Source organism: Pedobacter sp. Leaf170 (assembly GCF_920984665.1).
Lineage (GTDB): Bacteria > Bacteroidota > Bacteroidia > Sphingobacteriales > Sphingobacteriaceae > Pedobacter.
In genome coordinates this window covers 292,505-306,449 of sequence record NZ_CAKLBP010000005.1, presented here as the reverse complement: position 1 = coordinate 306,449, position 13,945 = coordinate 292,505, and the positions used below count along the sequence as shown (strand labels likewise).

The following is a 13,945-nucleotide window of genomic DNA, read 5'->3' as shown; positions in this document are numbered from 1 at the left end:
ATAGATTTATATTTCATGACTTAATTGTACCAATCATATCCTCCGGGCGTACCCACTCATCAAACTGCGCATCGGTTAACAGGCCAAGTCTGACAGCTGCTTCCCGCAAAGTAAAATGTTCAGCCATTGCAGATTTAGCAACTTTGGCGGAATTGTCGTATCCAATGTGTGGGTTAAGGGCTGTTACCAGCATGAGGGAAGTTTCCAGATGTTTTTTGATCCCTTCATAATTAGGTTCTATTCCTACAGCGCAGTGCTCATTGAAAGACTGGCAGGCATCTCCTATCAATCTTGCAGACTGCAGGAAATTGGCCGCCATAACAGGCTTAAATACATTTAGCTGAAACTGTCCATTGGAACCTGCTATGGTAATGGCAACATCGTTGCCCATCACCTGGGCGGCAACCATGGTTGCCGCTTCATTCTGTGTTGGATTAACCTTTCCGGGCATGATGGATGATCCCGGTTCGTTTTCCGGCAGATGCAGCTCTCCGATTCCGCATCTGGGGCCTGAGGCGAGCATGCGTATGTTGGACGCAATATGCATCAGGGATACCGCCATCTGTTTTAAGGCACCATGACTTTCTACTATTGCATCGTGTGCGGATAGTGCCTCGTATTTATTGTCCGCCGTGCGAAACGGCAAACCGGTAAAGTCTGCGATATATTTGGCGACCACAACATCATAGCCTTTAGGCGTGTTCATTCCTGTTCCAACAGCAGTTCCGCCTAAAGCAAGTTCTGATAAATGGTCTAAAGTGTGTCTTAACGCCTGGAGCCCATGATCAAGTTGAGAAACATAACCCGAAATTTCCTGACCAAGGGTTAACGGCGTTGCATCCATTAGGTGGGTACGACCAATTTTAATGACGTCCATGAAATCGTCAGACTTCGCTTTCAGCGTATCCCTTAATTTTTGAATTCCGGGAATCGTTACATCTACCAAAATTTTATATGCAGCAATATGCATGGCGGTGGGAAAGGTATCATTTGATGATTGCGATTTATTGACATCATCATTCGGATGAACATATAACTTACCTGTGCCCAGCGAATTTCCCTGAAGTACATGAACCCTATTGGCAATAACTTCATTTGCATTCATATTGGATTGCGTTCCAGAGCCGGTCTGCCAGATGACCAGTGGGAATTCATCCGAAAGCGCTCCTGAAATGATTTCATCACAAGCCTGCGAGATCAGATCCCGCTTATCTTCAGATAATACGTTAAGGTCATAGTTCGCAAACGCTGCAGCTTTTTTAAGAAAGCCAAAAGCTTCAATAATTTCTGCTGGCATCGAGGCATGCGGACCGATTTTAAAATTATTTCTTGATCGCTCTGTCTGAGCGCCCCAATAACGGGCCAGGGGAACCTGAATCTCTCCCATGCTATCATGTTCGGTTCTTGATTTGAAATTTTCTTCAACTATTGTATCGGAGTAGTTTTGCATATCTGATTGAATTAGGATTGATGTAAAGATGCTTAGCTTTTCCGCCGCATACCATGATGTCAATCAAGCTTGATGGTGATGTCCATCAGCAAGAAAACGCTACCTATCACCCTACTTTGTAATGATCTAACCAATGCAGGTTTAATCATTATAAACATTATAACTATGCCTTATTTGCAACTTGAAGTGATTAGGACTTATCCGTACGCCACAAAGAAACTCCTAGCGAAGCGGATAGGCGAAACCTATGCTAAAATTATGAAGGCTGACGCGAACAGGATTACAGTGAGCATCCGTGAACTGGGTGAAGGTGGAATCTGGAGATGCGGTAATCATGAGCCGATGCCTGCGGCAATCCTGATGTGCGATATCCGCCAGGGTCGTGATGCGCATGTGCGAACCGTACTATCAAGGGCGCTTATTGAGATGTGCAATGAAGTTCTGGGGCTGGAAACAGGACAACTGAATATCGAATTCACCCAGCATAGCGGAGATGAAATGTACCATCAACGCCTGGGGAGTTTTAGCTCAGAATGGTCAGCTGATGAAGGCGCAATCTAATTAGGGTAAAATACTGACTGCTTTTAAAGAAATCTTTAGATCAGAAGCAAGCAGGCGTTCATAACCATACATGGCCATTTCCAGCGCCCGGTCTTGCGCATATATATCTTCAAAGATGACCAATTGGCTATCACTCATGACACAAGTGATGTAGTCAACTGATATGGGTAAAGGTGTTATGAGGACAAAATTTTTCTTTTGATAGCCGGCAATGGCTTTGCGCATCATTGGTATTTTACTCCTGCTATCATCTGCCGTTAGAATCATTGCAGCGAGGGTTTCAATATTTTCTACCCTAATACACCCGTGGCTCAATGCCCTATTTTTAGAAAGGAACAATTTGGGTTGCGGGGTATCATGCAGGAATACCTGATATGGATTCTGGAACCGGAATACCAGTCTGCCCATGGCATTTTCACATCCCGAAGCTTGTCTCGCCGAATAACTTTTCGGATGGGCTTTGATATAGGCCAATTTCTTCTGGTTGATGTTGATGTAGTTCCCTTTAGCATCATAGATAGCAAAGTGATTATTTTCGAGATAGTCTCTGTCCCGGATTGCTTTGGGTAATAATTCATTAACAAATATATTATAAGGCACTTTCCATTCAGGGGCGGTAGTAAAATGGGTAATTCTGCTTATTAATGTTGGTGTTGGAGAGGATGGCTTACCCACAATTACCTTAAATTCCTTCACTGAGTGTAATATATGAAGTTTAGCCGTTTGCGCCGGGATGTTAATACTCAATGCTGGCCCGGGTTTTGCGTCACTCCAGCGTAAGCGTTCCATATTTATGGTCATTTTGCGAACACTTTTCTCGGGAAACTCATAGCTATCCTCTAAATATTGGCCGCGAACCAGGTGCATATATTTTTGCAATTCATCATATTCTTTTGACAAGGGTTGCACGCTGGCAATATCATTGTAAAAGTCCTTGCTTTCCATTAATGTGTAGAGTTTATCCACAGCATTGAAGTCTCCTAACTTACCCTGATCAACAACTAAGGGAGTAAGGCTAGCATTGAATTGTCCGTAGTGGAGATAATTCATGAAAGTCAGCATGGCATCAGTCATTAAGACATCGAAAATGGCGCGTTGCGAGCCACTAAGCATTTCAGGCTCCTGGGCAAATATCTCGATCTGCTTGTAAAGCAGATTGTTGCCGTGAAAGTTATCTCTGGTCAATCCATATTGCTTTACACAATCCAGGATCAACATCGCGGGCGCCAGCTGCCTGTTATGATTTGATTTGGCTACCCAGGCTAACTGGTAGGATTTGCCGGCATAAAAACGCTCAACCGATTCTGGAAAATTCAGCATGTTCTTACATTCCAGAAGTTGCCTTTTGGTTTCTTGCGACATCATTTCATGAGTCTTCTCTCCTTCTTTTGTAAAAGAGATAACTGGATTCTGGCCAAATGCATTAATCGATGCATGCAAGAATAGGCAAAACAGCCAAAAGATAAATATAAGTTTCGGCCATTTTATCTGGGTCTGAACCATTGATTGATTTTTCATGTTAATGGGTTGCTTATGGTGTGGATTCTGAATTACCTTATTCCGGTGAAGAATTATTATTTCAAAACTATTGGTATCAAAAGTCATCTTAATTCATGGGCCGCAAAATGATAAAGGTCGGCTGATTGGCTGACCTTTATCATCAGCTTAAGCTGCCGGTAAACCCTGGCGTTTCCTATCCTGAATCAATGCAATAACGAGCGCAAAGAGTTCTTTTTTAAGCGTCCTGTAAGTGGCGTTCAAGTGAACCATCGTATGTTCCATCTGCTTATGTTTAATGGCCAGAAGTTCTCCATGACCATCCACCAGATTTTCCGTCTGGCCCTCCAGTATTTTGATATAGTCCATCAAATTTGTATCGGCCTGGTATTTATCTTTTTCAATTTGCAGGAACTTTTTTCCAATACCTTTTAAGCCATCAATATAGTCCGGACCGGAGAGCAGCATGAAATGATCATCAAGCAAATGATGAAGGAAAACAATTTCTATTTTAAAAAAATCGATATCCGAAGCCCAATGTCTGGCAACAGCGTGATACTGGATATAAGCGGGGTCAATTGTGTTTGTAGTATTCATGTCTTTTGCGATAATAAATTATGAAGGGAAGATTAATATTGGAACAGGATTATACAGGGAACATTTGTCTTTGAAATACTGCTGGGTTAAAAAGTTGAAATGGAAATGCTGATCTACCATTACCAGAAGGTCGGCATTCATCTCGCCGACTACGACTTCTAGCGTATCAATGGATTTGCTTTGATCCATGATATTTAGGTATAGCTTTTTATAGCATATGTTCAAACTGATCTCCTCGTTAAATACTTCCTCTGCCTGATGGCTTTCCATTTCAGGCATACCACTGGCTGAAGAGTGTGCGATCACCAGATTAGCATCCCAACAGGTAGCGAGATGCGCGAGAAATTTCATCGTTGGAATGCCACAAAAACGTAAGTCGGTAAGGTAAACCATACGCTGAATTTCATTCTCAGACCATGAGGATGGGATAATGAGAAGAGGTACATGAAGTTTGTGAAGAAGATTATTAATGGCAAGATTTACATTGAGCAGCGCATGTGGCAGAAATTCATCCAGGCCCTTAATGACCATTATGATTTCGTTCTCACTTGTCAATTTGAGCAGGTCATCGGTCTCGCATGAAAAATTCTTTTCCTGGATCAAAGGTTTGAATCCGGGATGCAACATTTTTCTTTCCAGAAGGTTCTTCATTAGTTTCGAATCGACTGCTGTTGATTGATCAACCTCTGTGATCGTATTGGTCCATCCATACTCCGCTGTGGTTAATTTCAGTAGCGGTAGGTTTGCCAGAATCATGTTAACCCCTAAACGCTGTGCCATAACCAGGGCAAATACGGCGGCATGTTCAGATTCCGGACTTTGATCATTAATGATGACAATGGATTTCATTTGTTTTGGATTTAAGCACTATGTAGACCCTAAAGGTCGGCATAGGACAAATCAAACGAAATGACGGCAGTCACCCTAACCGGTGCGGTTGGTCATGACATAAGATTATTACTATCATGACCACCAATATATTATGCTTAGATCATTATTTCACCACTAAAAAATTGTTTCAGCTATACAGCTCTTTATAGTATGTTTTTGCCATACGTGATGATTCGAAATCAGGAATCACATCCTCAAAACCCTTTTTGACAATTTCAAACCACTTTGATGAATCATCGTAATAAGCAGGTAATACTTTTCCCTCAAGCACCTCCAACAAGTTTGAATTCTCGATCTCATCTTTCTGATCATCGGATAATAAATGATCAGCAGGCTGAATAAGAAAACAGTTTTCGCCGTCTTTGGCAAACTCAGGGATCCAGCCATCTGGTATAGAAAGATTGATTGTCCCGTTCATTGCGGCTGTCATCCCGCTTGTGCCGGAAGCTTCGCGGTACATCTTTGGGTTATTCAGCCAGACATCGGCCCCATTTTTTAAAAGTGAAGACAGACCGAGTTCATATCCCACCAATATGGCGCAATTCGGTAACGACCTGGTTCGGTCTATAATGGAATTGAATATTTGATTGGCTCCTGCATCTTCGGGATAAGGTTTTCCTGCCCAAATAATTTGTATTGGGTATTTGGAATGGGTCAGCAGGTTCTCAAAGCGTTTCCAGTCACGCATAATCAGATCCGCTCTTTTATATCCGGCGAAGCGCCGTGCCCAGACCAGCGTCATCACATCTCGATTAAACAGTTTTCCGGTCTGGTCCGCTACCTCTTTAAAAAGGTTTGATTTAAGTTCCTTTTTCCTGGCGAAGAACTCCTGCTGCTGATGTTGGGTTAGGCTTTGGGCCAAGATTTCATCCTGCCAGTATTTTTGGTTCTGGGCATTTGTAATGGAAATGATTTCACAAATTCCATCATAGCCTCCCCACATTTCGCGGGCAACGATTCCATGTAGTTTGGATACCCCGTTTGCTTTACCTGAAAACTTCAATGCAGCGAGTGTATAGTTGAATTTATCTCCTTCAAGTCCAAGCAAAAATTTTACCTCATGATCCTGTAAATGGTAAAAGAAAGACATCTCTTTTAAAAGTGAGAAGTCATGTTCTTCATTACCTGCAAGCTCCGGGGTATGGGTGGTAAAGACCATGCGTTTTTTAATTTCTGCCAGGCTTTGGTATTTTGAATAAAGGTAAAAGTTCAATGCTACAGCATGGCCTTCATTCATATGATAATAGTCAGGTTGCAGATTAAGGTGATCGAGAAGCATTCCTCCACCAATACCCAAAATGATCGATTGCGCAATTCTGGTGGTTTCGTTTGGATCATACAGGCGGTGGGTAATGCTTCTGCTTATTTCATCGTTCTCTGCAAGATCGGTACTCAACAAAAATAAGGGCGCTGTACCAAAAGTTTCGGGTGGCAAAAGAAAAGCTTTGACCTTTACCTCCGCACTGTGAACGGGCACCGAAAAAACAATTCCTGTATCGATAAGGAACGAATAATCTTTCTGGACGAATGTAGGAATCATGTGGCTATCGCGGTCCCGTACCTGGTCATAATAACCATATTTCCACAGCATACCAATGCCTAAAAGATTTTGTTTCAATTCAAATGCACTTCGAAGATGGGATCCGGAAAGAAATCCTAAGCCCCCACTATAAATCTTTAGGGATTGATCAACGGCAAATTCCATAGAGTAGTAGGCCACGCTTGTCTGGTATGCCGTGTCTGGGGTATACCCAAAAATTTCAGTTCTGGTCATGAGGTTTTTTATATGCTATGCAGAAGCCAATAAATGAGTTATTGGCAAGCTACATCCATCTCAATATACGAATTATTTCACGCATAGCGTGGTGCCTCGCTAATTCTCCTCGCTATGCCTTCCGTCTATTGGAAAAAATATTTTTGATAAAATTACCAATGGGCAGATAGGGCCATAGGGTCATTTGCCTGGAAAGCTCCAAAAACAAATAGCGGCTGGACACCCATTGAACCAACGTCCGTATAAACCGCAGATACCATAGAATGAACCTGTTATGGCTTTGGTTTTTAGTACGTCCGCTTTCACCAGATTTCATTACTGCTGGCTGAAAAATGAAATTTCGGATAATTATTTCCTTTTCGTCCGAGCAGGTGATCAACATCATTGGTATAGGAATGCTTGCCGTCCAGCACAAGGTTATTACCCATGTAAATGGCCAGATTGGTATTAAACGAAAACCGGACCTCGACTTTTTGGATTAAATCTTTAACCCCCTTGATCGATTTAATGGCATGCTCCGCAGCCCGTTTCTCGGCATAGGTATCGACCGTCCCGTAAAGGGTTACCACGCCATCCGCTATCGAAATATCTAACTTGTCGGTATCGATCAAGGGATCAGCAAGGATTGCCGATCTGATTTCATCTTCCAACTTTTTATCTTTGTTTTTTGCAATGATTTCCATTATAAATGGGCTAAATCTTTTCCTATTCATCATATCTTTCTTCTTAAATGTCTAGACCGAAATAGATTTTCTGACGCCCTTAAACTTCCAGTTTCTGATCTCAGGCAAATCATCAAGGTAAAGTTTTATGTATTCTTTATGTTTCATCAACCTTTCTTCACAGAAAAGAATAAATTCATCAGCCTGTTGCTGAAACCTGGGTACGTGTTTGACTGCTTCCATAGCCAAATGATACCTACTCATTTCATTGAGCACCACCATATCAAATGGTGTAGTGGTCGTACCTTCTTCCATAAATCCTCTAACATGGAAACGCGAGGGATCAGGTCTTCCATGAACCAAATCATGGATAATCCGGACATACCCATGAAAGGCAAAGATTACCGGGGCAGCGCTGGTGAATAAGTCATTGAAATATTCTTCGCTGAGCCCGTGGGTATGGTAAGCCTTTGGCGATAGGGACATCAAATCAACCACGTTCACTACCCTTAGCTGAAGCTCGGGGAAGTGTTCGCGAAGAAGTTCTGATGCAGCGATCGTTTCCTGGGTAGGTACATCCCCTGCGCAGGCCAGGATAACTTCAGCGATTCCGGATTCATTTCCGGCCCAATGCCATACCGATGCTCCCTTTTCACAGTGTGCTATAGCCTCATCCATACCGAGCCATTGAAGCTCCGGCTGTTTGCCAGCGATAACTACATTTACATAGTTTTTACTTCGCAGGCAGTGATCCATTACTGATAAAAGGGTGTTGGCATCAGGTGGCAAATAAATCCTGATCACGCTGCTTTTTTTATTGACGACGGTATCGATAAATCCTGGCCCCTGATGACTATAGCCATTATTATCCTGCCTCCAGACATGTGAAGTCAAAAGGTAGTTCAATGAGGCTATAGGTTTTCGCCACGGCACTTCCTGAGTGGTCTTTAGCCATTTGGCGTGCTGGCTTACCATCGAATCAATGATGGTAACAAAAGCCTCGTAGCAAGGGAAAAGTCCATGTCTCCCGGTCAGCAGGTAGCCTTCAAGCCATCCCTCACATAGGTGTTCACTCAACACTTCCATTACCCGGCCATCGGGGGATAACTTATCATCTGAGTCAATTATTTTTTCCATGAAACATCGGTCTGTAACCTGGAAGACTGCTTCGAGTCTATTTGAATTCGTTTCATCGGGGCAGAATAACCTGAAATTTTTATTCTCCGCATTCATCGAAAATATTTCACGCAGAAACTTTCCTAAATTTCTGGTGCTTTCCGCTAAAACAGTTCCGGGGTGTTCGACTTTTATACCATAGTATTTAAAGTTTGGTAAGATGAGTTCTTTTAACAAAAGTCCACCGTTCGAGAAGGGAATTGCGCTCATTCTCTTCTCACCTGATGGAGCGATCTCCTGCAATTCAGCTAATAATGCACCATCCTCATCAAAAAGCGTGTCCGGCTCATAACTCCGCATCCAGGCTTCCAGGGCTTGTAACTTTTCGGGATTTTCTTTAACCCCGGCTAGCGGCACCTGGTGGGAACGAAATGAGCCCTCAATAGGCAGGTTGTTCCAGGATTTAGGTCCGGTCCATCCTTTAGGTGTTCTTAAAATGATGAGTGGCCATTTTCGTTGATGAATCATGCCCTCCGCCCTTGCATTATACTGTATCTTTCTGATTTTATCATAAACGATATCCAGCGTCGAAGACATCTGTCTGTGCACATTATGTGTATGTTCTCCTTCAACAAAAAATGCCTCATATCCATAACCTTTAAAAAGTTCGCTTAATGCAGCATCATCCATTCTGGAAAAGATGGTGGGGCTGGCAATTTTGTATCCGTTTAAGTGAAGTATGGGCAATACTGCGCCATCCCTTGCCGGATTCAGAAAAGCAACTGAATTCCAGCTCGCTGCCAGGGGACCTGTTTCTGCCTCGCCGTCGCCGATCACGCAGGCGGCAATTAGATTTGGATTATCATAAACCGCACCAAAGGCATGCATTAAGGAATAGCCAAGCTCACCCCCTTCATTGATTGATCCCGGGGTATGGGCACTTACATGGCTTGGTATTCCTCCTGGTGTAGAAAACTGCCGGAACAGCTTAAGCATTCCTTTCTCATCCCTGGTTACTTCCGGAAAGCATTCGGTATAGGTGCCTTCCAGATAAGTATGTGCCACAACTGCAGGAGCGCCATGCCCAGGTCCGCAAACATATAGAATATCCGCATCCGTATCTTTTATCAACCTATTCAGATGGACATATATCAGATTTAAGCCCGGGGAAGTACCCCAATGGCCAAGTAATCTGGGTTTGATGTCTTCGGCTGTGAGCGGTTGACGCAACAATGGATTTGCCTGTAAATAGATTTGACCAGCTGAAAGGTAATTAACGGCTTGCCAGTATCGGTGTATTTTATCTATGATAACCTCTGATATTTCTTGCATGGTAATTTAATTTAATCGCTATGACTATTGCGGTCATTTGCTTGATGGAAAGTAATTTAAATAGCTTAGCATTCTCAGTTGAACCAGGTAATTTATTAAAAACCGGAATCTTCCATTTATGCTTTGCCCTGCACTTGTACAAAATTGAACTCAAATATCCTTTTCTTTATCGGGCCCGGGAATGACCACGATCATGGTTCGGGTAGATGTTAATCCTGTGTGCATCATGTGAGCTTATTTATTGGACTCCTGATAGATGAGCATCGGCATGGTAAGCTGTCCGGCAAGCTTCTTAGCAACACTTCCTTTAAACAATCTGCTAAAAAAACTGTGCTCCCGGTGGACCACAGCAATCATATCAACTCGTTTTTCCAACATTATTTTTTCAAGAGATGAAGTGTCATTCTCCGCGATGATTTCCCTGAAATGTATACCCGGGTATCCCAAGCCTTCCCTTAAATCATTCAACATATCATAAATTTTTTCTTTAACAGTTGCAGCCGATTTGGAGGATGAAATATGGATAATAAAAATCTCGGACATAAACATCCTGGCCAGAGCGGTCAGCCTGGTTAGAAATATGCGATCTGATGCGAGATCCTTGAGATCGGACGCAAAATAGATGTTTCGAATGGGTTCGAACTTTAAAGTTAAAGGAATCAATAGCGCCGGTACCGGTGAGGAATCAATAATACCTCTGGTATGATCCTGCTTTAGAAAGCTATCCATGCTTTGATCATGAGCACCCATGGCAAGAAAATGAATTGTTCCTTCCGAAGCAATTTCAGTGACGACATCCTGCAGACTACCCGCCTGGTTTAAAAGCGTGAGTACAGGCTTCTTCGAATGAGAATGATCCCGATGCTGCAGGTGTGTTCTTAGCTTATTGAGTTTTGAGCCGCTCCTATCCTTAATCACTTCATGTGACTCCATTGGCCAAACGACCAGTCCTGCATTAGGCAGTTCAGAGGGAATAGTCATAGCATTACAAAGGGTAATATCAGCATGTATTTTTTTAGCAAAATCGTAGGTATATTCTGCAACGCTGTTGGCATTTGCAGAAAAATCCGTCAATAGCAGTATATTTTCCATAATCTTTATTTGTTATTAATATTTATCTTAGAACAATCCACCTTAAGCCCGTCATTTTGTATTATTTTTTCCAAAAATCAGTTTATATGTTTGAACCAGTACCAGAGGCAACATCGCTGCAAGCAGTGCAACCAGCCAAACCGCTATTGGTAGGATGCTGAGGTGAAGAACTTTCCGAATCTGGGGCACGGCATATACAAAGGCGACAAGGGCAAAGCAAAATGTAATGGCCATCCATATGAATTTATTCTTTGTTACTTCATTTTTTATCATACCTGACCGCAGGGAAGACATATTAAATACGTGGAAGAGCTGGGCAGCGGCCAGGGTAATAAACGCTACATTGCTAATGATGTCGGCCTGATCGGTAATAAACCTCATGCAGATAAAAATGGCCAGCATAACCGAAAGGGTCATCAGTAGGGCATAAACCAATATGACAAGCCAATTTCGATTGGATATAATTTCCAGACCGGGATTTCTGGGCGACTTTAACATAATGGATTTGTCGCCTTTGCCCAGACCAAGTGCCAAGGCAGGAAAGACATCGGTCACCATATTTAGAAACAAGATTTGAAGCGGAAAAAGAATGGCTCCACTGGCGAAAAAGCCCAGTAATGTCACGATAATAATTTCGCTCAGATTACAGGAAATCAGGTAGATTACAAAGCGCTGGATATTTTGAAAAATCTCCCGTCCATTGGCAACAGCCTTGGAGATCGAGACAAAAGAATCATCTTTAAGCACGATATTGGCAGTCTCTTTGGCCACCTGCGTCCCTCGAAGCCCCATAGCTATCCCGACGTCTGCTTTTTTGATAGCAGGAGCATCGTTGACCCCATCGCCGGTCATCGCAACCAGAAATCCTGCTTTTTGGTAAGTGTCCACAATCCCGAGTTTTTGTTTAGGCGAGGTCCTTGCAAATACAGTTGTAGAGAGAATCTTATCTTTCCACTGCTGATCCAGAAGTTCTTCCTGGGGAAGCGCATTTCCTAATATAACCTGGTTATCGTCTTCCTGAGTAATGCCAACCTGCTTAGCAATACTTAGCGCTGTGAGCGGGTGGTCACCGGTTATCATCACAACTTTTATCCCTGCATTGCGGCAGGTGGCTATAGCCCCTTTAATGTCGCTTCGGGGGGGATCCAAAAACCCGACCATTCCGACATACGTCAGTTCAGTAATGAAATCACCTTCCGGTAGATTATTAATGGTTTTAGATGCAAAGGCCAGCACCCTCAAACCATTTGATGAAAGCTTTTCTGCGCTGGACAGGATCTCTTGACGGTTGGCCTGCGTCATTTTTTCTACCTCATTACCAAGCTGAATATCGCTACACTTCAGGATTAAATTTTCAACAGCGCCCTTTACGGATATGAAACAATTTTCTTTATCATGATCAGCCGTACCCATGAGTTTGGTTTCTGCACTGAATGGAATTTCCGCGATCCGCTGATTAGCCATAATTTCAAATCCCGTAGCTGTTTTTAGTTTTAGCAAGGCAATTTCCAGCGGGTCACCTGAAATCTTCGATTTTTCGTTTTTTGGCTCAGGCGCATTGTTGCACAGGGCTCCAATTTTAACTAGCAGCTCAAAATTCTTTTCACTATTATTAATGCCCCGGTCATCAAAAACCAGATGCCCTTTTTCTATAGAAACCTTGACCTCTTCGCCAGGAAATGAAAGTACTTTGACGAAAATCTTATTTTCGGTAAGGGTTCCGGTTTTATCTGTCAGGATAACGTTCACTCCGCCGAGCGTTTCTACTGATGAAAGCCTTTTGACAATGGCGTCTCTTTTTGCCATACGCAGCATACCAAAAGCAAGTGCTACGGTGGCAACAATTGGTAGTCCTTCAGGGAAGGCCGCAACCGCTAATGCGATGGAGGTTTCCAAAATCTGCAGCCAGGGCTTACCCTCAATAAATGCTGTAAATGCAAAAAACATGGTCATGAAAAGGGTAATATAGATTAGCTTTTTTGTCAGGTTTGCGATTTTAATATCCAATGGAGATTTGGTGGCTATTGAACGGCCGACCATTTCACTGATTTTACCAATTTCGGTATTGGCAGCAATGCCAGTGATTATCACTTTGCCATTTCCATTCATTACCGCGGTACCTTTGTATACCATATTGACCGAAGCGGAAGGGTCAACATCGGTGGTCTGACTATCGCTGGTTTTAAAAATTGGAAAAGATTCCCCCGTCAATGCGGATTCATCTATCTGGAGTCCATTTGACTCCACGACCCTGCCATCGCCCGAGACCATGTCTCCGGATTCTAGTAATAGTAAATCTCCGGCGGTTAAATTTTCGGAAAGTATTTCCATCGTCTTTCCGCCTCTGACAACTCTAGAAACACTTGAATCCATTTCTTTTAATGCCCGCATGGAGCTTCTGGCCTGGAGTTCCATAAAAAAACCGATCAAGGCATTGATGATAATAACAACAAAAATCGCAATCGCCTCGAGCGTGTTTTTAAAGTATAGGGAAGCAAATCCGGCGACAAACAGAAGGTAAACGATAGGGCTTGTGAACTGTTCAAAAAACATTTGCCAAACGCTTTTGACTTTCTGGCTGGCATTGATGTTGAGCCCATACCGGTCAGAACGCGACGAAGCTTCCGTTTCACTAATGCCTTGCAGACCATCTGTCTCAAACTTATTGAACAGGTCTGCCAGGGTTAGAACGGGAACGGATGAGTTATTGGCGGCTAAGCTATCATTCATATTCTTATATTAAAATCATTGCCATCATTGGCATGATGTTACTTTAAGCAAAAGTACCCTGAACCCGGGTGCTATGAAATGATGGCCCCGGCCGGATTTGGTGATGCTTATCATCATTCGCAACGTAAATTTCATTCTTGAATGACTACCTTGGCATTTCGTAATATTCCTGAAAAGAATTAAATCGAAACATTCCCACCACGAGAGGGTTCTATTAATACAGATAGAACATTTAGCTGTTAA

General features: G+C 42.8%; 10 protein-coding genes. 1 reads left to right on the top strand and 9 read right to left on the bottom strand.

Going from position 1 to position 13,945, the window contains the following annotated elements; genetic code table 11:
- Positions 1–13: 13 nt before the first annotated feature.
- Positions 14–1,450, bottom strand: coding sequence for a class II fumarate hydratase (gene fumC, locus LUA90_RS13880; RefSeq protein WP_231491290.1), 1,437 nt, complete (start codon positions 1,448–1,450; stop codon positions 14–16).
- A gap of 78 nt (positions 1,451–1,528) precedes the next feature.
- Here fumC and LUA90_RS13875 point away from each other — a divergent pair, with 78 nt between their 5' ends.
- Positions 1,529–2,011, top strand: a complete 483-nt coding sequence (locus LUA90_RS13875) for a hypothetical protein (RefSeq protein ID WP_231491289.1) — start codon at positions 1,529–1,531, stop codon at positions 2,009–2,011.
- On the opposite strand, the gene LUA90_RS13870 is transcribed toward LUA90_RS13875, so the two are convergent.
- The 8 genes from LUA90_RS13870 to LUA90_RS13835 all read right to left on the bottom strand — a co-directional run bounded on the left by LUA90_RS13870 (position 2,012) and on the right by LUA90_RS13835 (position 13,702).
- Positions 2,012–3,529, bottom strand: a complete 1,518-nt coding sequence (locus tag LUA90_RS13870; protein WP_231491288.1) for a L,D-transpeptidase family protein — start codon at positions 3,527–3,529, stop codon at positions 2,012–2,014.
- A gap of 147 nt (positions 3,530–3,676) precedes the next feature.
- Positions 3,677–4,105: a hypothetical protein gene (locus LUA90_RS13865; protein WP_231491287.1), complete on the bottom strand. Its 429-nt coding sequence runs from the start codon at positions 4,103–4,105 to the stop codon at positions 3,677–3,679.
- Positions 4,106–4,123: 18 nt separating this feature from the next.
- Positions 4,124–4,954: a hypothetical protein gene (locus LUA90_RS13860; protein ID WP_231491286.1), complete on the bottom strand. Its 831-nt coding sequence runs from the start codon at positions 4,952–4,954 to the stop codon at positions 4,124–4,126.
- 169 nt (positions 4,955–5,123) lie between these two features.
- The gene (glgP, locus tag LUA90_RS13855) at positions 5,124–6,770 is read right to left on the bottom strand and encodes an alpha-glucan family phosphorylase (RefSeq protein WP_231491285.1); all 1,647 of its coding nucleotides are present in this window, start codon (positions 6,768–6,770) and stop codon (positions 5,124–5,126) included.
- A 302-nt stretch (positions 6,771–7,072) separates the two neighbouring features.
- On the bottom strand, positions 7,073–7,453 hold the full coding sequence (locus LUA90_RS13850; protein WP_231491284.1) for a BON domain-containing protein: 381 nt from the start codon (positions 7,451–7,453) through the stop codon (positions 7,073–7,075).
- 51 nt (positions 7,454–7,504) lie between these two features.
- Entirely contained in the window at positions 7,505–9,880 is a 2,376-nt protein-coding gene (locus LUA90_RS13845; protein WP_231491283.1) for a phosphoketolase, read from the bottom strand.
- Positions 9,881–10,114: 234 nt separating this feature from the next.
- Positions 10,115–10,972 (bottom strand): universal stress protein, encoded by an 858-nt coding sequence (locus LUA90_RS13840; protein ID WP_231491282.1) that lies wholly within the window; start codon positions 10,970–10,972, stop codon positions 10,115–10,117.
- A 51-nt stretch (positions 10,973–11,023) separates the two neighbouring features.
- Positions 11,024–13,702 carry a cation-transporting P-type ATPase gene (locus LUA90_RS13835; RefSeq protein ID WP_231491281.1) on the bottom strand — a complete coding sequence of 893 codons (2,679 nt, stop codon included), beginning with the start codon at positions 13,700–13,702 and terminating at the stop codon, positions 11,024–11,026.
- Between the last annotated feature and the right edge of the window lie 243 nt (positions 13,703–13,945).

Bases quoted from the DNA above. Each gene is read 5' to 3' on its own strand.
- fumC (WP_231491290.1), bottom strand. From the start codon at position 1,450: ATGCAAAACTACTCCGATACAATAGTTGAAGAAAATTTCAAATCAAGA.
- LUA90_RS13875 (WP_231491289.1), top strand. From the start codon at position 1,529: ATGTCCATCAGCAAGAAAACGCTACCTATCACCCTACTTTGTAATGAT.
- LUA90_RS13870 (WP_231491288.1), bottom strand. From the start codon at position 3,529: ATGAAAAATCAATCAATGGTTCAGACCCAGATAAAATGGCCGAAACTT.
- LUA90_RS13865 (WP_231491287.1), bottom strand. From the start codon at position 4,105: ATGAATACTACAAACACAATTGACCCCGCTTATATCCAGTATCACGCT.
- LUA90_RS13860 (WP_231491286.1), bottom strand. From the start codon at position 4,954: ATGAAATCCATTGTCATCATTAATGATCAAAGTCCGGAATCTGAACAT.
- glgP (WP_231491285.1), bottom strand. From the start codon at position 6,770: ATGACCAGAACTGAAATTTTTGGGTATACCCCAGACACGGCATACCAG.
- LUA90_RS13850 (WP_231491284.1), bottom strand. From the start codon at position 7,453: ATGGAAATCATTGCAAAAAACAAAGATAAAAAGTTGGAAGATGAAATC.
- LUA90_RS13845 (WP_231491283.1), bottom strand. From the start codon at position 9,880: ATGCAAGAAATATCAGAGGTTATCATAGATAAAATACACCGATACTGG.
- LUA90_RS13840 (WP_231491282.1), bottom strand. From the start codon at position 10,972: ATGGAAAATATACTGCTATTGACGGATTTTTCTGCAAATGCCAACAGC.
- LUA90_RS13835 (WP_231491281.1), bottom strand. From the start codon at position 13,702: ATGAATGATAGCTTAGCCGCCAATAACTCATCCGTTCCCGTTCTAACC.